The organism is Mesorhizobium sp. WSM2561 (assembly GCF_000513915.1).
GTDB classification, from domain to species: Bacteria; Pseudomonadota; Alphaproteobacteria; order Rhizobiales; family Rhizobiaceae; genus Mesorhizobium; species Mesorhizobium muleiense.
Genome location: NZ_AZUX01000068.1, coordinates 1 through 19,547, shown reverse-complemented (window position 1 = coordinate 19,547; position 19,547 = coordinate 1). Strand labels below are relative to the sequence as shown.

The 19,547-nt window shown below is 59.6% G+C and carries 15 protein-coding genes and 3 pseudogenes; 11 read left to right on the top strand and 7 right to left on the bottom strand.

Going from position 1 to position 19,547, the window contains the following annotated elements:
* Positions 1-287: pseudogene (nodD1, locus tag M727_RS0131260) on the bottom strand (transcriptional regulator NodD1); the annotation flags it as partial.
* Between the two features lie 501 nt (positions 288-788).
* Here nodD1 and M727_RS0131255 point away from each other — a divergent pair.
* From M727_RS0131255 to M727_RS38350, 9 genes are all read left to right on the top strand, one after another.
* Positions 789-1,532 carry a sulfotransferase gene (locus tag M727_RS0131255; protein ID WP_027155853.1) on the top strand — a complete coding sequence of 248 codons (744 nt, stop codon included), beginning with the start codon at positions 789-791 and terminating at the stop codon, positions 1,530-1,532.
* 594 nt (positions 1,533-2,126) lie between these two features.
* Complete coding sequence (locus tag M727_RS0131245; RefSeq protein WP_027155852.1) at positions 2,127-3,185, top strand: NADP(H)-dependent aldo-keto reductase; 1,059 nt, start codon at positions 2,127-2,129, stop codon at positions 3,183-3,185.
* 1,381 nt (positions 3,186-4,566) lie between these two features.
* The gene (locus M727_RS0131240; RefSeq protein ID WP_051505827.1) at positions 4,567-5,199 is read left to right on the top strand and encodes a NodA family N-acyltransferase; all 633 of its coding nucleotides are present in this window, start codon (positions 4,567-4,569) and stop codon (positions 5,197-5,199) included.
* A complete protein-coding gene (gene nodB, locus M727_RS0131235) occupies positions 5,196-5,882 on the top strand; it encodes a chitooligosaccharide deacetylase NodB (protein WP_027155850.1) in 687 nt (228 codons plus the stop codon). Before M727_RS0131240 ends, nodB begins: the two co-directional genes overlap by 4 nt.
* Positions 5,869-7,224: a chitooligosaccharide synthase NodC gene (gene nodC, locus M727_RS0131230; RefSeq protein ID WP_027155849.1), complete on the top strand. Its 1,356-nt coding sequence runs from the start codon at positions 5,869-5,871 to the stop codon at positions 7,222-7,224. Before nodB ends, nodC begins: the two co-directional genes overlap by 14 nt.
* Before the next feature lie 656 nt (positions 7,225-7,880).
* A complete protein-coding gene (locus M727_RS43905; protein ID WP_051505826.1) occupies positions 7,881-8,135 on the top strand; it encodes an exopolysaccharide production repressor protein in 255 nt (84 codons plus the stop codon).
* A gap of 360 nt (positions 8,136-8,495) precedes the next feature.
* Positions 8,496-9,410 carry a nodulation factor ABC transporter ATP-binding protein NodI gene (gene nodI, locus M727_RS0131215; protein WP_027155847.1) on the top strand — a complete coding sequence of 305 codons (915 nt, stop codon included), beginning with the start codon at positions 8,496-8,498 and terminating at the stop codon, positions 9,408-9,410.
* Between the two features lie 2 nt (positions 9,411-9,412).
* The gene (locus M727_RS0131210) at positions 9,413-10,195 is read left to right on the top strand and encodes an ABC transporter permease (RefSeq protein WP_027155846.1); all 783 of its coding nucleotides are present in this window, start codon (positions 9,413-9,415) and stop codon (positions 10,193-10,195) included.
* Between the two features lie 689 nt (positions 10,196-10,884).
* Positions 10,885-11,115 carry a hypothetical protein gene (locus M727_RS38350; protein WP_036264107.1) on the top strand — a complete coding sequence of 77 codons (231 nt, stop codon included), beginning with the start codon at positions 10,885-10,887 and terminating at the stop codon, positions 11,113-11,115.
* A gap of 1,071 nt (positions 11,116-12,186) precedes the next feature.
* Here the strand turns inward: M727_RS38350 and M727_RS0131190 are convergent.
* The gene (locus tag M727_RS0131190; RefSeq protein ID WP_027155844.1) at positions 12,187-13,503 is read right to left on the bottom strand and encodes a metallophosphoesterase; all 1,317 of its coding nucleotides are present in this window, start codon (positions 13,501-13,503) and stop codon (positions 12,187-12,189) included.
* Between the two features lie 182 nt (positions 13,504-13,685).
* Here M727_RS0131190 and M727_RS0131185 point away from each other — a divergent pair.
* Positions 13,686-14,030, top strand: a pseudogene (locus tag M727_RS0131185) (transposase); the annotation flags it as partial.
* Between the two features lie 147 nt (positions 14,031-14,177).
* Here the strand turns inward: M727_RS0131185 and M727_RS0131180 are convergent.
* The 3 genes from M727_RS0131180 to M727_RS43480 all read right to left on the bottom strand — a co-directional run bounded on the left by M727_RS0131180 (position 14,178) and on the right by M727_RS43480 (position 15,345).
* The gene (locus tag M727_RS0131180; protein ID WP_245269074.1) at positions 14,178-14,543 is read right to left on the bottom strand and encodes a hypothetical protein; all 366 of its coding nucleotides are present in this window, start codon (positions 14,541-14,543) and stop codon (positions 14,178-14,180) included.
* Positions 14,544-14,764: 221 nt separating this feature from the next.
* Positions 14,765-15,169, bottom strand: a complete 405-nt coding sequence (locus M727_RS43900) for an autoinducer binding domain-containing protein (protein ID WP_051505825.1) — start codon at positions 15,167-15,169, stop codon at positions 14,765-14,767.
* Complete coding sequence (locus tag M727_RS43480) at positions 15,067-15,345, bottom strand: autoinducer binding domain-containing protein (protein ID WP_280944198.1); 279 nt, start codon at positions 15,343-15,345, stop codon at positions 15,067-15,069. Before M727_RS43480 ends, M727_RS43900 begins: the two co-directional genes overlap by 103 nt.
* Before the next feature lie 401 nt (positions 15,346-15,746).
* Here M727_RS43480 and M727_RS42050 point away from each other — a divergent pair.
* Positions 15,747-15,848 (top strand): annotated as a pseudogene (locus M727_RS42050) (DUF72 domain-containing protein); the annotation flags it as partial.
* Positions 15,849-16,823: 975 nt separating this feature from the next.
* Here M727_RS42050 and M727_RS0131155 read toward each other — a convergent pair.
* Positions 16,824-17,525 carry a response regulator transcription factor gene (locus M727_RS0131155; RefSeq protein WP_027155838.1) on the bottom strand — a complete coding sequence of 234 codons (702 nt, stop codon included), beginning with the start codon at positions 17,523-17,525 and terminating at the stop codon, positions 16,824-16,826.
* A gap of 753 nt (positions 17,526-18,278) precedes the next feature.
* A protein-coding gene (locus M727_RS40955; protein WP_156941708.1) for an IS630 family transposase occupies positions 18,279-19,224 on the bottom strand; the annotation gives its coding sequence in 2 pieces (ribosomal slippage) (positions 18,279-18,884 and positions 18,886-19,224; 945 coding nt in all).
* Between the last annotated feature and the right edge of the window lie 323 nt (positions 19,225-19,547).

Here is a 19,547-nt window from a genome sequence, read left to right as displayed (position 1 = left end):
TCCGATTGAGCTGGGTCGAACATGTCCCAGGAAATGATGGAGAGCTGGACGTGTAGCAGCGCCTCGCGGACGGCGGGAGCAAGCCCCTCCGCACGGGGTGTTGGGACAAGTTCGCGGCCCCTCATCGTAAATAGCTCATCACGGAAAAAGTCGCGCAACCGGCCGACGGCCGCGCTCATGGCGGGCTGGCTCAGATTGATGCTGCGTGCGGCAGCGGTGAGNTTNCGCTCNTTCATNANNGCGTCNAGCGCGACGAGGAGGTTTAGATCAAGGCCTTTGAAGCGCACGTGTTCATTTATCCATAGCGTGGATGGGAACCATAAAAACGTTCGATTTTACGCGGCTTATGAAATGCTGCATAGAAAAATGTCGCCGCGAAAGTTCCTTATAGCCATGGCTGTTCAGTTGCCCTGGTTCCCGAGGTTACACCGAGCATCAAGCGACGACGGTGCGGGCCGGTCGGGATGCCTGCAACACAGCTCCCCTAGGCTGGTTGGAGGCTCAGCACCGGCAAAGCTGCGGTGCTCCAAACTGTTCTGGGCGGGATCGTGTGATGGCAGCCTCAGGCGCTTTCCAAATGGGATTGTTCTTGGAGAATGACTGAACGTGCCGATCATGTCGACCTCCCGTTCTTCGAAACACCTATGGACCTAGGATGCTCGCTGCAAAGCCAGTTCCAAAGGTGTAACGCATATAGGGCTTGCTGAACCGTTTGACCGAACTGGCGCCGTCTATTCACTGGGCCCCAGACGAACTGCCATCAGCAATATTGATTGGAGATCCATGCTATGACCCATCTCGTGCCGCCGCCTGGCGCATTTGTGACCCTTGCGATGCCAAGGACGGGCACGCACTACCTGGAAGAATTGCTGAACAAGCATCCGAACGTACTGAGCAACGGTGAGTTGCTCAACACTTACGATACGAACTGGTCCGATAAGGGCCGCTTGGCAGGCAGCGATCACGAGCTCCTCGAACTCGCCTACTTGCGCTACCCCAACCAAACCAACAAGAAGGTGACACGCGTTGGTTGCAAGATCAACGAACCCCAGCTCCACGAGCGTCCGGGCTTTTTTGGTGAGCTTGCCCGTTGGCCGGGCCTCAAGGTTATCCTCATGGTCCGTAAAAACACACTGGAATCGCTGCGATCGCTGACACAGGCGAGGCAAACCCGTAAGTGGCTGAAGTTCAGTTCTGACAATGACGCGACTCCATCCGTGAAACTAGCAATCCCCTGCTGCGAGGCTTATTTCAAGGCCGCCGACGAATTCCACAATCGGGTCGCGCGCTCCTTCGCGTCGGCCGACTTGCATGTGGTCAAGTACGAGGACCTTCTTGGCGAACCCTCCGCGTGCATGGCTAAGATTTGGGATTTCCTGGGGGTTGCGGCGTTTGAGCTTACTGGTACTGCTAACCTTAAGCGCCAGGAAGCGCGCCCCTTGGACCAAACCATAGAGAATTTCGAAGAGTTGCGGCGCCACTTCGCGGGCGGCTCTTACGCGGGATTCTTTGAGGTAGGTGAAACCGTCTGATAGGCCTTGAAGCGGCAAACGGTGGTCTCGAGGTACCGGCGGAGCCGAGCGTCCGCTATTCGGCAGTGGCGCGGCGCCGCGCCTCGGTGGAAAGCCACCTGCGAGAAGGCGCGCACTCGCATTTCAGACCTGGCACAGCCATTCATTGTTGCCCAGGCTCGCTTGATGCTGCTCAGGGAATGGCGCCTCACCATCCATGTCCTGGATAGCCGCCATCAAAACAATCGATTTTGCCAATTTTAGAGAATGCTGCATTAAAGGAGTTGAAGCTAAGCTAAATTTGAGACCCTTGAGGATGATCGTCTAAACCCTGGCTCCAGAGGAACGATCTTTAGTCGTATGCAGAGCATCAATCGAGCCCGTGTGTTCCGTTGCGGCCGTGCTATTTCGGCAAAGCTATCGCACCGGCTCAACCGATAAAGCTGCCGCTAAGATGCTCAGCTTGACGGTCTTCTTGCCCTTGCACTTCGATCGAGCCCATCCGTCCGGCGATGCTTAGCCGCCCCCCAGTGTTGCCGCCCTGTCATCAGCACTGCTGCGTCGGCGCCTCTGAGTTGATGCAATTACGACCGACACGAGAAGAAGGAGATATGCATGCAGTATCGTGAACTTGGCTCCAGCGGGCTGAAGGTTAGCGCGCTCGGCCTGGGCACTATGAGCTGGGGAGAGCAGAACACGGAAGCTGAGGCGCACGCGCAGCTGGACGCGGCTCTGGAGGCCGGCATAAACCTGGTCGATACTGCCGAGATGTACCCTGTGCCACCGCGCGCGGAGACACATGGAGTTTCGGAAGCCCATATAGGCAGTTGGCTAAGGAACAACACCGGCCGCAGGCAAGACGTCGTGCTCGCGACCAAAGCCATCGGGCCCGTTCGAGCAGGCAAGGCGAACCTGCCCTATGTGCGCGAGGGTCGCGTCAGCTATACGCGCGCCAATCTGTTCGAGGCCTTAGACGCCAGCCTTCAAAGGCTTCAGACCGACTATGTTGACCTGTACCAACTGCACTGGCCCGACCGAAGCACCAACGTCTTTCAATCACTAGACTACCAGTACGAAGTCGACGAGGATACGGTGCCAATCCGGGAGACGCTGGAAGCGTTGGACGCGCTCGTCAAAAGCGGTCGCGTTCGCCACATCGGACTGTGCAACGAAACGCCTTGGGGCCTAGCGCGATTCCTCCATCAAGCGGAACTACACGGTTTGGCCCGCGTGATAAGCATACAAAATCCGTACAATCTGCTCAACGTCGACTTCGAGAACGGCCTAGCGGAAATGGTTCAGCGCGAGCGGGTCGGCCTTCTAGCCTATTCGCCGCTGGCCATGGGTACGTTGACTGGCAAGTATATGGGAGGGCAGCGGCCAGCAGGCTCTCGGCTCGACCTGTTCAAACGGTTCTTTCGCTACAGCAACGAAAGGGCAGAGCAGGCGGCCCTAGCCTACACCACGCTTTTTCGAGAACATGGCATTGACCCGGTGCATGGCGCGTTGGCATTCGTCACCAACCGGCCATTCGTCGCAAGTACCCTCGTGGGCGCTACCTCCGTGCTGCAACTGAAACACAACATCGCCAGTGTGGACGTCAACCTTTCACGCGAGGTCCTCGATGGAATTCAAGCCATTTACCAGCGTTACGGAACGTCACCCGCAGCCTAGCACCCCGAGCGGGTTGAGACCGGGCGCTCACGCGGGTCCTTACAAACCTTGCTGTCAGCGCTGCCCAGTCTGATTGCACGCCGATGAGCTCGCATTCAATTGCAACGGTGATCACGCCCTGCTCCAGATCCCCTGCTGTCGTCACCAGTCATCGAAGGATATGCAATGTGCCGTCCCACTCCGGCCTTTGGGCGATTTGTAGTCCTGCGAAGGCGAAGACAGGCGCGCCTTACCTGGAAGAATGCTGTACGAGGATCGGAACGTGTTGAGCAACGGTGAGTTGCTCAACACCTACGACACGAATTCGTCCGATAAGGATCGCCTTCTAGGCAGCGATCGCGACATCCTCGACCATGCCTCTGCACCACCCCAACCGAAGTTACAAAAAAGGCGGCGCGCGTTGATTGCAAGACCACGAAGCTGAGTTTCACGGTCATCTGGGCTTTTTGCTGAGCTCGCCCTTGGCCGCCTAAGGGCATCGTCTTTTTGGCAGAAACACATTGACACCGCTGCGGTCACTGACACAGGCCATACAAACCCCACTATGGCTGAAGTTCAGTTCGGCCCCTGCGTCAGACTGTCTAAGCCTGCTGGGAGGCTTACTTCCACACCGCTGATGATTCCACAATCGGGTCATGCACGCTTTCGCGTCTCCACCAGGATGCGGTTGAGGAGGAAGCTCTCAAGGGAACCCGCAGGGGGTTTAGCAGCGATTTGGGATTTCCTGGAGGGTCCCAGCGCTTCGGCCCTCCGATACCGCTGCCGCGCTCAAACGACGCGCTTCCCGCCAGCAGAGCCTGACGCATAGCGCCAATCGGATACGGCTGTTGCGGGTTTCCTGTTCCGATGCAACGACATGGTTGCCACCTAGACAGCATGGGGAAGCCAAACACCCGCAAGCTTCAGATCTCGTGCTCGAAAGAGAGATGAGCCTCGGAACTCGCGAGCCATGCACGCCGGGATTCTCTCCTTTCCGTGCAGAGCGGCAGCGCGTTTTCCGCTTCTAACCAGCCAACGGACCACGACAGTGCGGAATTCCGCCAGACGGGAGCTGGCAAGTGCGGAAATACGCACAAAACGGCTGATCGATGGCGACCGAAAAACCAGAAAACGGTGCCATTTGCTACGTTTGAACGGATTGGCACGCATCTTGCGTCCGGCACTTCTGGTCGTGACGCGCGATGCCGCTTGGCCCGCGCCGCTGCCATCCATGACCTGGATGACATCCATTAAAACAATCGATTTCACCTATTTTAGCAAATGCTGCATTAAAGAACTCGAAGCTTAGATTAGAGACCCGCCGGCCGAACCGATCAGACTTCCACATCAGCTGCCGAGACTTTGGTTAATGACTTTCGAATTGTTTTAGGATCGGATCACGATGCATGTCTCAACAAAACAGAAAGAAGTAGCGAGTTGTTCTACGCGCTCTCAACTGCGCTGGAGACTGTGCTGGGAAAATGAACTAGATCTTGACGACCATGTGGAACTTGCCGCGTTCTTTCGCAAGATCTATGGGCAGACCGGGAGTTTCAACGCAAAACCATTCGAAGGCAGCCAAAGCTGGGGCGGCGCGAGGCCCGAGCTGCGTGCCATCGGCTACGACTCGAAGGGGGTGGCGGCTCACCTCGGCCTGCTGCGCCGGTTCATCAGGATTGGCGACGTCGATGTACTGGTGGGTGAGCTCGGTCTCTATGGGGTACGTCCGGATCTTGAGGGACTCTGGATTGGCCATTCAGTCCGGGTCATGCATCCAGTACTGCAGGAGCTCAAGATCCCATTCGCCTTCGGGGCGGTTCGACCCGCGCTGCAGCATCATATTGCAAGGTTCAGCCGACACGGTCTGGCGACGATCATGGCTGGGATCCGCGTGAGATCGACCCTTCCATGTGCGCGTCTGGACAAACCGCCAACCCGCACGGAGGACGTAGTCGTCATTGTTCTCCCGATTGCACAGCCGATGTCCGAATGGCCGTCCGGCACGATAATTGATCGGAACGGACCAGAGCTGTGAGAGCCCTCAACTGCATATCCGAAGTCCGTGGTGAATGTGCCGACGGCACTGGCCGGCGCGCAGTTTATTTGACGTTTGACGACGGTCCTAATCCGGTTTGCACACCGGACGTCCTCGATCTGCTGGCGGAAAACCAGGCGTCGGCAACTTTCTTCGTCATCGGGGCGTATGCGGCAGACCAGCCCAAACTCATCCAACGAATGATTGCAGAAGGGCACAGGGTCGCTAATCACACAATGACGCATCCCGACTTTTCCGAATGCCGACCTAGCCAGATACACTATGAAATACTTGAGGCAAACAGGGTCATTCGGATTGCCTGCCCCCAAGCCTCAGTGGCGCATATGCGCGTTCCGTATGGCATCTGGACGGAACAAGCACTCACGACTTGTGTGCGCGCTGGCCTGACGCCGGTCCACTGGTCGATCGACCCTCGAGACTGGTCTCGTCCTGGCGTCGACGCGATTGTCGATACAGTAAGTGGCTCTGTCCGGCCGGGCGCGATCGTGCTCTTGCACGACGGCTGTCCTCCCAGCGAGTTCAGACCGGACGCTCAGGCCGGTCTGCGGGACCAGACGCTGACGGCTCTGTCTCGTCTCATTCCAGAGCTGCATGAGCGGGGATTGGCAATCCGCTCCCTCCCGACACAACTGAACGAAGTGGAATCCCATGAACCTGCTTGACGCAATCAGCACTGGTGCTGTCTCGACCTACGCGCTGCTCTCGGCTGCGTATAAAAGCATGCAGACGGTTTACGCTTCGCCGGCCGATCTCCCATCGACCTCGGATGGCCCGGCCGGCTCGCAGCTTCTGCCGAGTGTGGATGTCATCATCCCCTGCTACAATGAGGGCCCGGGCACGCTCTCGGCCTGCCTAGCCTCAATTGCGGACCAAGACTACGCCGGAGAACTGCGGGTCTATGTGGTTGATGACGGATCTGCAAATCGCGTTGCCGTGGGACCTGTTCACGACCTCTATGCGCTTGACCCGAGGTTTAACTTCATTCTCCTCCCGCAGAATGTTGGAAAGCGCAAGGCGCAGATCGCGGCGATACGCCGCTCGTCCGGAGACTTGGTGCTCAACGTCGACTCCGACACGACGCTCGCTCCCGACGTCGTGACGAAGCTCGCGCTGAAGATGCGAAATCCACAGATCGGCGCGGCCATGGGTCAGTTGATAGCCAGCAACAGGAACGAGAATTGGCTGACCCGGTTGATCGACATGGAATACTGGCTTGCTTGCAACGAGGAGCGCGCGGCACAGGCTCGTTTCGGTGCGGTCATGTGCTGCTGTGGCCCATGTGCCATGTACCGCCGGTCGGCGCTCCTGAAGGTTCTTGCTCAGTACGAAACGCAGCTGTTTCGTGGGAAGCTAAGCGACTTCGGTGAGGACCGCCATCTCACGATCCTCATGCTGAAGGCGGGCCATCGGACCGAATACATTCCGGACGCGATCGCGGCAACGGTCGTGCCGGATCGGCTGCGGCCATACTTGCGCCAACAACTGCGATGGGCGCGAAGCACCTTCAGAGACACGTTGCTTTCGCTGCGCCTGCTACCCAGCCTTGATCCCTATCTCACGTTGGACGTCGTCGGACAAAACGTCGGGCCGCTGCTCCTCGCCGTTTCGGTGTCAACAGGGATCGCGCACCTGGCGCTGACTGGCACAGTGCCTTGGTGGACAGGCATCATGATTGCGGCCATGACCATGATCCGCTGCAGCGTGGCAGCGTTTCGTGCTCGCGAACTGCGGTTTTTGGGGTTTTGTTTACACACTCCAATCAATCTCTTTCTTCTGCTTCCGTTGAAGGCGTATGCGCTTTGCACATTGAGCAACAGCGATTGGTTGTCGCGAGACTCTGCTGCCACGGTTCCAAGCGGCGGTGGCAAAGGCGTCGCGATCACAAACCACGATGTTGGTTCGAGAGCCACGGACCTGCCGGATACTGCGGCGCCATCGCGCAGGCCCACTCTTTTGAGAGAGTTCTCGACGGTGACCTCATCCGGCATCGGCAGCCAAGAGTGATTGCCTATCTGATATTGGGGACACGTCTTGACAGAGCACGACAGTCGCCACTGGTCGCTAGAATTGGCCACGGACGATTCATGGCGACTGGACAGCAAGCCGTTGGAGCGGGAGTCTCACGCGCAAGCGCCGGGCTGTCGCTTTCCCAGTGGCCTACTACAAACGCGCTCCAAATCGGATGCCCGGCCGGGGCATTTAACGGAACATTCGCCGCACTGCCGCAGGCTCACGGTCATCGCCGTCGTGCCGCGAGCACAACCTCGAAGGCGCGAACCGACGAACGAGCCGCAACACATCTGCCTGAGGGGTCGGAGTGGTTGAAATGTTCTCGAGCCAGGAGCCGCTCAGTCTGATCGTCGCTGCGGAAATTCTATACGGCCGCCGCGGTCAAGGCCGATATGCGCGCGGCTATCCGAAAGCTGGCGACTATGCTCGGGTCGGGCGGCATTTGGCTTTCGTTCAGCGCGCGATGCCACTGGTCGGTGCTGGGGCACGCCGCCGGCGCGGACACCGCAACAGCATGCCCCATAAGACCAGGCCGACCGTCAGCAGGTGCAGATGTGAATAATCAACAAAGACAGCGTGCTCCGGTTTCGAAGTTCGATTCGGGGTGGATCGAATTCCGGCCGACGAAAGCGGGAGACTAGGAGAGCCGAATGGAAGCATCATATTTCTTGATACACGTGATCGGTGCATCAGCGGCCTTCGCCGCGGCGACCTATTACTTGACCGGTTCGTTCGGTCAGACGGTTCTCTGCGCCGTGCTCACTCAGGTCGGGTACTATTTAGCCATGCTTTATCTAATGTGGAGGACGGAGCGGAGCTCCACAACCGGTTCACGACCAGACACACAGGAAGCGAAACGGCATCTGACTGCAAGCAGTGACGACCTCTCTGTGAAGGCTGACTAGCGTGCGTGCGTCAAACGGAGGCACTATGCGCATGGACGGCATGAAGCTGACGCGTGACGGGGCGATTGGCCATGTCGAGGAGGACGGATGCCTCTTCTGTCACTTTGAACAGGAGAGGCAAGACGGGGGTCTGCCCAATCAGATCGCCGGGGATCTTGGGACGAGTGGAACCGCCGTGGCGGGGAGCGGTCAGGATGCAAGGCGTGGTGATAAGCGCGGGAGCGAGTGCTGGCACGGTGAGGCCAATTCGCCGATCTCGGTCATCAGCGGCGTGCCCCTCCTCTCTCCCCTCGAGTCTTCGCAGTTTTCGCCAAGGGACGTGGCGCTGGTCGACAGCTTTCCGCAGGGGGAGGCGAGCGCATGTCCACGCTAGCCATCGACCTTGACGGCGTGTGCAAGTCATATGGAAACAAGTTGGTTGTGAACGGGCTGTCGTTCACCGTTGCGGCGGGAGAATGCTTCGGCCTTCTGGGCCCGAACGGCGCGGGCAAAAGCACAATCACGCGAATGCTCCTCGGCATGACACCGCCTGACGCCGGTAAGATCACGGTGCTCGGCATGCCAGTACCAGCACGCGCTCGCCTGGCACGCGGGCGCATCGGGGTCGTCCCGCAGTTCGACAACCTTGACCTTGAGTTCACCGTACGTGAGAACCTGTTGGTGTTCGGGCGCTACTTCGGCATGAGCACGCGCGCGGTCAAAGCGGTGATACCGTCTCTGCTCGAGTTCGCTCGCCTCGAGAGCAAAGCCGATGCCCGCGTCGGTGCATTGTCCGGTGGCATGAAGCGCCGCCTGACGCTGGCGCGTGCACTGATCAACGACCCACAGCTGCTTGTCATGGACGAGCCGACCACAGGCCTTGATCCGCACGCGCGCCACCTGATCTGGGAAAGGCTGCGCAAGCTCCTGGCGCTGGGCAAGACGATCATTTTGACCACCCACTTCATGGAGGAGGCCGAGCGGCTATGCAACCGACTGTGCGTCCTGGAGGCAGGGCGCATTATCGCAGAGGGTCGCCCACACGCACTGATCGAAGAGCAGATCGGGTGCCAAGTACTCGAGATATACGGCGGTGATCCGCATGAGCTGAGCGCGATAATCAAGCCATACGTCGAGCGCAGCGAGGTGAGCGGCGAGACGCTCTTCTGCTATGCACCCGATCCGGAGCAGGTGCGTGTGCGGTTGCACGGGCGCGCGGGTTTGCGTCTGCTTCAGCGGCCGCCGAATCTGGAAGACGTTTTTTTGCGGCTGACCGGACGCGAGATGGAGAAATGATGATAGGCGAACGTTATGCGGCGGCTATGCCAGCCAATGCGTGGAATTGGATTGCTGTATGGCGCCGAAACTATCTAGCGTGGAAGAAAGTCGCGCTTGCCTCGCTTATCGGCAACCTGGCCGACCCTATGATCTCCCTGTTCGGGCTCGGCTTCGGCCTTGGAATAATGGTGGGGCGCGTTGAGGGCACGTCCTACATTGCGTTTTTAACAGCGGGCATGGTCGCCGCGAGCGCAATGACCTCCTCCACTTTCGAAACGATCTATGCAACTTTCGGCCGCATGCAGCGGACGTGGGAAGGAATCCTGTACACACAGCTCACGCTCGGCGACATCGTGCTGGGTGAATTGGCGTGGGCAGCCACGAAGGCCTTTCTAGCCGGCACCGGAATCATGATTGTGGCCACAATGCTGGGCTATGTGGCATGGCCATCCGCTCTCTATGCACTGCCTGTCATTGCTCTTACTGGCCTCGCTTTCGCGAGCCTGGCGATGGTGGTGACGGCGCTTGCGCCCAGTTACGACTACGTCATTTTTTACCAGACGCTGGTCATCACACCGATGCTTTTCCTGTCCGGGGCTGTCTTCCCGGTGGGCCGGATGCCTGGCGTTTTTCAGCAGGTGGGCGGCTTTCTGCCGCTTGCACATTCGATCGAGCTTATTCGCCCGGCGATGCTTGGTCGCCCGGCCGTCAGCGTCGGCCTGCATATCGGCGCACTGTGCATTTACACAGTGTTGCCGTTCTTCCTGTCATCGGCACTGCTACGTCGACGCCTCATGCCTTGACGCACTGACGGCCAATACGAGATGGCCGATGCGACATCATAAACTGCTCGAGGGCCTGAAGGTAAGCGCGCTCAGCGTGGGCACGGTGAGCTTGGGAGAGCGAAATGCGGAGCCGCAGGGCGCGCGCGACTCACGGTGCGATGGTGGCCGGCATAAATGAGGTCAGTACTGCCGAGGTGAGAGGCCACTACCAGATTGTCGCGGCATCGGTGCGATGAGTTAGCCGTCGTAAGAGCAACGTCGGAGATTGGTCGCGCCGTTCTGCGGCCTTGGCGGCAAACATTCGGCAGTTTGCGCTACTGCGGTTGACCTTGACCGGCTCTGTGACGCAAATCCACGACGCGGCCGAACCGGCTGGCAGGCCGGATTTCGAGCTCGCCTAAGATCAGCGACCCTTCGCCCTCCCTGCCATCAGAACCAAGCGGCGCCATCCCCAGCTCTGCGCGCAGGTAGGCGAGATGAAACGCTGCTGTGCGGCGCTTAATTCCCAGAATGCAGGCCGATCTCCCAAGCCGATTTGCCGCGCGCGGACCATTGCAGGCTTAAGCGGAAGCTGCGAATGCCGCAGCGGGCAAGAATCGCCTGATGCGGTTGATGAGCCGCGTCTGCTCACCGACCAAGGTTTGCCGTTCGCGATTCGGCCGCCGCGCGTCCTCCTCTTCGAGCGTCGGGATTGCCGCCATACTGCAATGGCGCTTCTCGCCGCGCAGCCACCGCCAGCCGCACATCCGGCCAGCGCGCCCCGCAGATTGCCGAGCAGCCAGAACCTGAGGCTGTCGGGGAAGTGCTCGATCGCCTTGTCGCGCAGCCAGGGCTCGACCTGGCCCCACGCGATCCTCGGCGACGAAGCCGTTGAGGGGATCGCCGAGCTTCACCTCGATGCCGCCATCCCAAAACCACGATTTATCTCGCTGTGGTAGAGGTCCTGCATAACGCTCATCGGGATCGCTCCTGCGTCAGATTTAAATGCCGCAAAGGAGCAACGGTTCCTGGCCCTGATAACTCCTCCCGCACGTCCGTCAGCGTGGCGTCGCATAATCCGCCTTCGCCTCTCACGAACGCGGCCGACAAGCCCGGTTGCATTGAGCCCCGGCCTTCTTAAAACCCTTCGGGCGCTGTACGCCTCCGGCGAGGCTTCCGATTACGTCGTCGGCTTGATCCAATGGAGATGCCGAAGGCGATGTCGTGCAAGCGGATCATGCCGCGCCAGACGACCACGTTGCCGGGAGGCGGATCATGTTTGCGAGCGAGACAGCCGGAACAGATCGAACTGATATGTCGTGGGCTGGCGCGGCATGGACCTCCCCCCGATTCGCGTCGTGAGGACCCGATGCTGCGCCCGAATCCTCCAATTGCGATGGGGTGGGGGAATTGGCCGTCGCGTCCTGCAGCAGTGTCACCAAGACGCCAAGCGTTCTGGGATCAACATGTGGGGCAGCGGCAATGCGCCACGTGGCGCAGACCGCGCGATCAAACATCCAGGCCGGAACCTCCAGCCATCGATCGGGGGCGTGCCCAGAGAGACTGCAGCGGAAAACCACCCGGTCAGCCTTCTCGATCACCTCATGAACGTGAACACAACGCCCGGCCCAGGGATGCCATGGATAAAGAAACTCGCGTTCCTCGGTCCCGTGGGCGTTCTCTCGTCGTGTTGTTCAACATCGCGAGGCCGCATTCCTCGCTCGGCTACCAGACCCCGGCGGCCTCGCCGGAACCCTCGCCGCAACCGGCTCCGACGCTGCCTCGGCAGCCGAGAGGCTGCCCCGCGCCAGGTGCGAAGCCGAATGGCCGAGACCGCCTGAGCCTGCCGAAGAAAAGCGGGCTCGGTTCACGAGCACCCGGCGAGCGCCATCAGGCGCGGGCGCCTAGGTAGGACGACGACGCCGAAAAGGCCTGCGAGATGCAGCGCTCGGAGTTCCTTCAACTGCAAGCCTTTACCGTGGTCTTGCCGACTGTTGTCAACGAGTAAGTCTGGTTGCCCTCGCTGAAGCTCATTTCAATTCAACGGAAATTGGATCCCCGACCTGGACCGATCGGCCGCTTCTAGGCCCGATCATTGCGGTCCAAAGAGCCGCGGCGGGAGGGTATTTCGAGACTTCCACGACCGAGTTGTTGGCAACAGCCACACCCGCGGATGGCTCTAGGAGGCAGGTGAACGGATCGGGCTGTAACTCGCACATTTGGTCGCCGAACAAGCTCGAGACGACTTCTATTGTTGGCGAAGAAAAAGCAATGGACGCGCTCACAGGTCTGGCGATGGCGTTACCGATTTCGGGCAGAGCAATTGTGGCGGGCGAATCTGCGTCGCAGCTTCCGGTGAGCCTGCCATTCTGAAGAAAGGCGGCGGAGGCTCGATCCACGTTGTATATGTTTCCCATTATGATCGACAGCGCCTGCACCTGATCCATGACTTCCTTGTCCGTCCAAGTCGTTTGCACAAATGGTGCTAGCGGGACCATTGCAAAAGTAACATCGTCCTTTGCGACCGAAATAAGAGTCACGTGATGGAGTTCACCTGCATTCGAACTGCCATGCTTGGTGTCTCCGCCGGTCGACCCAACTACCCAGTACTGTATTCCGTCCAATTTCGAATCTTGCTGATTGTAGTGCGTGTGACCGGCGACAACTGCACTAACGCGATACCGCGCGAGCAGAGAGTGGACGCGCTGCCATCCGGTCCAATTGTACCAAAGCGGCTGGTGAGTAAAGACGATCACGCCATCCTTACCGGGCGTGTTTGCTTTAAGGTCCTTTTCCAGCCATTCATATTGCTCGTCGCTGACCCGGGCGTAGAATACATTCCCCCACCTTGGGTCGGTGTGCAGGTGCTCGAGGCTGTCGAGCGCTACTACATGCCAATTCTTGATGTCGAAGGAGTAGTAGAGCCTGCCAACGATTCCAGGATTGATCTTCACGTACAATTGCTGGAATAGCTGCTCGCGCGATCTGTCAGTCGAGTTTTGCACGAAACTAGGTGGATTGACATCATGATCACCGGGCGTGAGATACCAGGGCATCTTCAGGGTACCGAGGATTGATGTCGCCTGAGCGAAGCGCCTCTCGATCTCCTCAACCGTCTGTGTGCTTTCAATCAAATCACCAACGTGCAGCACGACATCGGGCAGCGAGTCCGCGTTGTTCAGCGTTTCGACACCTCGTTGCAGGACCGCATAGGAGGCGTCAATATCGCTTGCCCCTGTTTGATCGCCGATTACGCCGATGACGATTGGTTCGGCCTGTGCGCCGCGGGAGGACGTTGCAAGAATTAAAACCAGCGCAGCGGCGAGGCCACGGCCCCAAGTTCCCAAGTCCCTCTCCTCGAATACAGAAAATCAGTCATAATTAGCGCAATCTTGAAACTCCTACTACTTAAGGTATTTCGACCCACAGTCGCTCCAAATGTTATCACAGTCTTGCGGCGGAGTGGAGCGCACCCCGTTTTGACCGGACAGGCAGCATAGCGATAAGGCACAGGCATACGCCTGTGATTATGACTATGACTATGACTTCCGATCCGTTCTCCCATCCGCCGCGTGTTGAAGTGATCACCTCGGTGCGGCGCCGGCGGCGCTGGACGACAGCCGAGAAGGTCCGCCTCGTCGAGGAGGCCATGCAGCCCGGCATGGCGGTGTCCTATGCGGCACGCCGGGCGGGCATTTCGCCCAGCCAGCTCTTTGCCTGGAAGCGGCGCATGCTCGAAGGCGGCGCGACAGCGGTTCAGGCCGATGACGATGTGGTTGGCGCAGCCCGTGTGCGGGAGCTCGACAAACGCGTGCGCGATCTGGAGCGCATGCTTGGTCGCAAGACCATGGAGGTCGAGGTCCTCAAGGAGGCGCCGATCTCGCCGCCCCTAAAAAAGCCAGCTTCAAGACCTGTTGGCTTACAGTTGCGGCTGACTGCTGAGATACCCTAAGTTGGGCGCCGGCTCGACGCGCGTTCGGCGTTGGGGATGCCGAGTCCGAAATACCGCTTGTGGACGACATCAAGAATGCGATTGACCAAGCTCGAGAAGCTGTCCGCCGGTCGTTGCGGACAGGGGATAAGGACTGGTCATACCGAGCCCCGGCATGGAGTTGATCTCCAGGACAAAGGGCTGGCCCAATCGGTCGACTCGGATGTCGACGCGGGCGTAATCCCGGCACTGGCAGTTATCGCTACCAATAGTAGATAACACGCGCGCCGCCGCGCTTGCCCTTGCCCTTGGCCTTGGCCTTGGCAGCGAAACGCATTTTTCCCACACCGCCAGTACCAGGGTTCTCGACTCCGACCTGCGGATGGCGGCCAAAAAGTCGATCAGCTCCTTTCGTTCATCCTGGCTGAATAGTTCAGCCGCCTGCTTGATGAACAATGGCGTCTCGGCGATTGTCTGCACACCATTCCTTGACCAACGAGTTACATCTGGACGGGTCAATTGTGCATGTCGTCTGACACACGCGGCGAGGTTCCCTCAAGTTAGCCGTCGAGGCCATAGAGAACCAAGCGGCAGGCGGCGGCCACGCGCTTCCGGCGAGAGAAAGTCTCTTCGGCAAACTTACCTGCGCGTTCAGCACGTTCACACATTCCAACGTCCTACACCGGCACCTTTCCGCTGCCTGATGGGCAGGCAGCGATCCACTTCATCGCGGAGGCTGGGTGTTCCAATATGCCGGCCCGTTTGACAAAGCCGAGAAATGCGTCGCGCGCAACGCTTAACGGCTTATGCCTATCATGTGCATCATAGCACGCCCGAAGGGCGGAAATATGAAAGCAGGTCGCCATGAGCTGAAGAGCTTGTTCATAGCGCTCGGCGACGCTGAGGAAAGCCGGATTGGGCTGAGCAGCGGCAAAGGTCATCGCCGTAACGCAGCCCCGCCTATCAACGATTGGGATCGTCAGGCCGCAGCGGATGCCGAACTCGGCCGCTTCATCGAACAGCTGCTGCTCGAATTTTGAAAGACCGGTGCGGCTGTGTTCAGGCCCCAGCGAAATGGACATCCGCCACACTGCGCCCGCGCGATAACCGGGTCGACCGTCTGATAACCGTTGCTCAGATAATGTGCGGTCCAGCGAGGCGGATAATTCGAGATCAGCCTTGGCTTGCCGGATGCTCGCGTCGGCAGAGACAGATAGGCGAATGTGAGGAGGTCGAGTGCTGCGGCTGCACGCGCCATGGCTTCGCGGAAATCCATCTCATCGACGCTGTCAGAGAGCCGTTCCAGGAATGTTCAAAGACAAATTGCATTCCCTCCATCATTGTCTTGAACGCAATCCCCTCGATCCGTCTGCCGCGCATCATCCAGGCTTACGGAAGCAGACCCGCATACGACCGATGTGGTCGCGGCCAATCTCCTTCGCGGTTGGCTGCCTTGTGAACGCACGGGCCACACGATTCCGCGACCTGTGCTCGATCTTCATTGGGCCTTGGTCAGCCGTACCCACCGGGTCGCCTTCGACAGTGAACCCGAAGTTCAAGGGCAGAAAGCACCGGCTCAATATCGACACCTTGCTGTAAAGCACGTCTGCCGCGCGCCGGAAGCTGGCGGGGTGGGCGGTGGCGCAGCGGAGATGCCAGAGTTCAATACAACCGCGTGATGTGTTCGTCTACTTCATCACCGAGGGCAAGGTCCGCGCACCGTTCGGCGCCATGGCGCTGATGAAACGCGTCACAGGCTGACGATCTCGAATTGTGACACCTTTGCCTTCCCAATATGCGGATCACCTTCTTCTCAAACATCGATTTGCGAAAGCGCCATCCGGCGCTTTGAAAGACTGCCCTGCCGGTTGGGAGGCACACCGGCAGGGCACGCCGCGCAAAACTCGCGGCCACGTGGCGACCGGAAAGCGGCGGCGATTAGTTGTCTTGGTGGACCGCACGTGTTTGATGGAGAACAATCAACGCGTCCTCGTTGCACGCCGATACCGGACCGCGGCATACCACGAGATCGGACGAACCCACTGGTTCGAGGTGCCAGCCGCTGCATAAAGAAGCGCGCCCTCCCCACCTTGGCCCCGGTTACAGCGATCCCTCTGTTCGAGTTTGGCAGGGCCGATCTCGACCGTCTCCGCCCCTCTGACGGTTGAACTCGGCTACCAGCTTGCCGCTTAAGTCAACCGAAGCGGCGACGGCGACTTCAGATACCCCCGTTACGATGTGGGCGATACCGGATGAGGCTCGCTGCTCGGCCACGAACCTTGCAGTGTCCTGTAGCCGGAGATCCAGATCACGATTGTGATGGAGGTAACGGTGCCATATGGTTGCCTCGTTCTGGAGATTCCGGAAGGTCTCAACCCCTTGCATTGCAGGTTCCCAATTTCGATGGCGCTATGCGCATTTTTCTTGAGGATCAACCGCCGCACGGCTTGCGTCAAATTCAGTTTACATACCCTCGGCATCTGGAAGCGAGATGGCTCGAAGCGCGTCGAACCGCCAGTTTTCTGCTTCCGCTGTGCCACAGGGGCAGCGAAATAAGTCGGCAGAGTCTGCGGTGGGTCGCGCCGGTCCGCCGCTTTCGCGGGGGACATTCGGCACCTTGCGCAACTGCGGCAGAGCTTGATCGGCTCTATGCGGTGGACCTGGTCGGGAAGGCCATTATCACTCCAAAGCGAAAGTTATTGCCCTTTAGCAATAGCTGCCGGTGCGCAGTCAGGCCTAGGTTTCCTGCTCTAGGGCATAGCCGGCCGAGCGTATGGTACGGATGACGTTCTCGGACGAGACCTTCTTCAGGGTCCGTCTGAGCCGACTGATATGGACGTCGACGGTGCGCGGGCCGACATGGATGTTAGCGGGCCAAGCCGCGCAAATCAGTTCGTCTCGGCTGCACGCCTTGCCGGGATTCTCGATCAGATGACACAGGAGGTTGAACTCGATCGGCCCCAGATGGAGTTGATGGCCGTTGCAGCGCACCCGGTGGCTGGCAGGCCGGATTTCGAGCTCGCCGAAGATCAGCGACCCTCCGCCCTCCCCGCCATCGGAACCAAGGGGCGCCATCCCCAGCTCCGCGCGCAGGTAGGCGAGCAGCTTGGCCGGCGCGAAGGGCCGCACGAAACTCTCGTCGATGCCGGTTTTGAGCAAATCGAGGTGCTGGTGCTCGGCGCCGGGCGCGATTAGGGCGACTACGGGCCGGGCGCTGGTCCGAATTTCGCCTTTCAACCGGGCACAGATCGCCTGCCCCACAGCGCTGGCCGGCTGGCAGTCGAGAACGACAGCCTGGGGCTCTCGCTCAGTGGCTTGCCGGACCGTTTCCTCGACGCCGCCGGCCAGCTCGGTCGCGAAGCCGTCCACCTCCAGGATGTGACTGAGGAACAGGTAGAACTCAGCATCCTCCGAACAGATCAGAACCAGTGGCCTCATCTGCGGGCTCGCTGCGTCAATCAAGGAGCGGCACCGGTGTCATCGGCAACTTACTCGTAAGGGCCGGCCCGTTGCGCCTGCCAAATCGTTTCATCTGTCCGATCCTAAACCACTCCCGGCGCGGCCTGCGACCGGTTGGAAATTCCGGTTGCCGTAAACAGATGCACCCAAAATAAAATAGCCTCCATCGGCGGTCTGCCTCTCCCGGGAGCGGCAATGGAGACGCGGTCAATTTTCGACAACGCGCCCCCAAGCCGGCGTCGGCCGATGCAATGGAAGCGGTGCTTTAAGGGGTCTACGTCCACGCCACCGATTACCTGTGGGCGGAGCGTCGACAGCAAAGTCGGGACGCCCTTTGTGCGAGCACGATCCATCAGATGCAGGCCTGACACTTTGGCTTCCTTTTCGTCATTCCATCGCTCGCGATGTCATCTACATGATACGGCAGCTCCTGCCGCCTTCCGAAAAGGAGCCTCAAGATTCATGCCAACTAAGGCGAACAGCCAATAAAGAGTTTGCTATATATTATTAAGGTCTAACGAGTTGCAGCAGCAACCCAGACCGAACGCCACCGTGTCGCGGACTCGACAAACCCGACATAAGGTGTCGGTTGCGCAGCATTTTCCAGGAATGGTGGACAGGACTTCCTCGCGAGGCAAGTGTCTCCCAACCGCCACGACTCGGCAGACAACTTAAATCAACTGCGTACGTATCAAGCGCTAACAGCTCCTGATCCTCTAGAGCCTTTCGCATTTAGGTTGACTTGTATCCGGCGTTTTCGATGTAGTTTCGGCATTCCAGTGGGGTGACGGCATTCAGGGTTGCGGCGATGGCGTTGTGGACGGCTTCGACACTTCGTCTGGCGGCGCGGCGCATGAAGTGCTTGAGCTTGGCGAACAGCTGCTCGATCGGATTGAGATCGGGGCTGTAGGGCGGCAGGAAGAACAGCCTTGCGCCGGCGGCCCTAACGATGTCGCGGACGGCAGCGCCCTTGTGAGAGCCGAGATTGTCGAGCACGACGATGTCGCCCGGCTTCAAGGCTTTGATGAGTTGGGTTTCGACGTAGAGGCGGAAGGCTTCGCCATTGATGGGCCCATTGAGGACCCAAGGCGCCTCGACGCGATCGTGCCGCAGCGCGGCGATGAAGGTCATGGTTTTCCAATGGCCATAGGGCGCGTGGGCGACAAGTCGCTTGCCGCGCTCGCTCCAGCCACGCAGCGGTGCCATGTTGGTCTTGACCCAGGTCTCGTCGATGAAGACCAGGCGTGTTGGATCAATGCGGGTCTGATAGCGGGTCCACTGCGCGCGTCTGCGCGCCAGCTTCGGCCTGAGCTGCTCGGCCGGCAGAACGGTTTTTTTTGAAGCTCCTGCCCTCGCGACGCAGGAAGCGCCCGACACTCGCGGGATGGACATGCAAGCCACGCTCGGCAAGCGCGGCCGCCAGCTCATGCAGCGTCACATTCGGGTCGCGTTCGACTTCACCCAGCACGAACAACCGATGCCCGCCGCTGATCAGATACGGCCGGTGGCCGCCCATCTTGCCGGGCGCCACGCTGCCCAAACGGCGCTTGCGCGCCGCCCACTTGATCACGCTCGAAACCGCGACCTTCAACGTCGCAGCCACTTCGTAGCTCGTCTCCCCCGCCTCAAGCCGAGCCATCGCCCGCTCGCGCAGATCCATGGAATAAGGTTTCGTCATCTCCCGACCTCCAGACGGTCAGGACATCGAATCTGGAGGGTTCTGTGTGGTCGCGGGCGCGATTGGGCGTGCACGCACGGGTCGCGACTACATTGAAGCCTGATTGAACTGAACCGCGGGATGGCGGGCGGGGCTATGGGGATTTAGCGCTCGACAGTGTGTCCGAGGCGCCGGAGCGGGCTCGCCGATCGGTCTGGGGCAGTCGCCCGTCGTCGCGATGCAGGACCATCTGGGACGCGAGAGACGGCGCCATTGGGTCGTTGACGCTGAGGTGCAGCGTTGCTGGCGATAGCCGGGCTGCGACTTTGACTAGCGACGCGCAG

Bases quoted from the DNA above. Each gene is read 5' to 3' on its own strand.
- M727_RS0131245 (WP_027155852.1), top strand. From the start codon at position 2,127: ATGCAGTATCGTGAACTTGGCTCCAGCGGGCTGAAGGTTAGCGCGCTC.
- M727_RS43905 (WP_051505826.1), top strand. From the start codon at position 7,881: ATGGAAGCATCATATTTCTTGATACACGTGATCGGTGCATCAGCGGCC.
- M727_RS0131255 (WP_027155853.1), top strand. From the start codon at position 789: ATGACCCATCTCGTGCCGCCGCCTGGCGCATTTGTGACCCTTGCGATG.
- nodI (WP_027155847.1), top strand. From the start codon at position 8,496: ATGTCCACGCTAGCCATCGACCTTGACGGCGTGTGCAAGTCATATGGA.
- M727_RS0131155 (WP_027155838.1), bottom strand. From the start codon at position 17,525: ATGAGGCCACTGGTTCTGATCTGTTCGGAGGATGCTGAGTTCTACCTG.
- M727_RS43900 (WP_051505825.1), bottom strand. From the start codon at position 15,169: ATGTCCATTTCGCTGGGGCCTGAACACAGCCGCACCGGTCTTTCAAAA.
- M727_RS38350 (WP_036264107.1), top strand. From the start codon at position 10,885: ATGGCGCTTCTCGCCGCGCAGCCACCGCCAGCCGCACATCCGGCCAGC.
- M727_RS0131240 (WP_051505827.1), top strand. From the start codon at position 4,567: ATGCATGTCTCAACAAAACAGAAAGAAGTAGCGAGTTGTTCTACGCGC.
- M727_RS43480 (WP_280944198.1), bottom strand. From the start codon at position 15,345: ATGGCGCGTGCAGCCGCAGCACTCGACCTCCTCACATTCGCCTATCTG.
- nodC (WP_027155849.1), top strand. From the start codon at position 5,869: ATGAACCTGCTTGACGCAATCAGCACTGGTGCTGTCTCGACCTACGCG.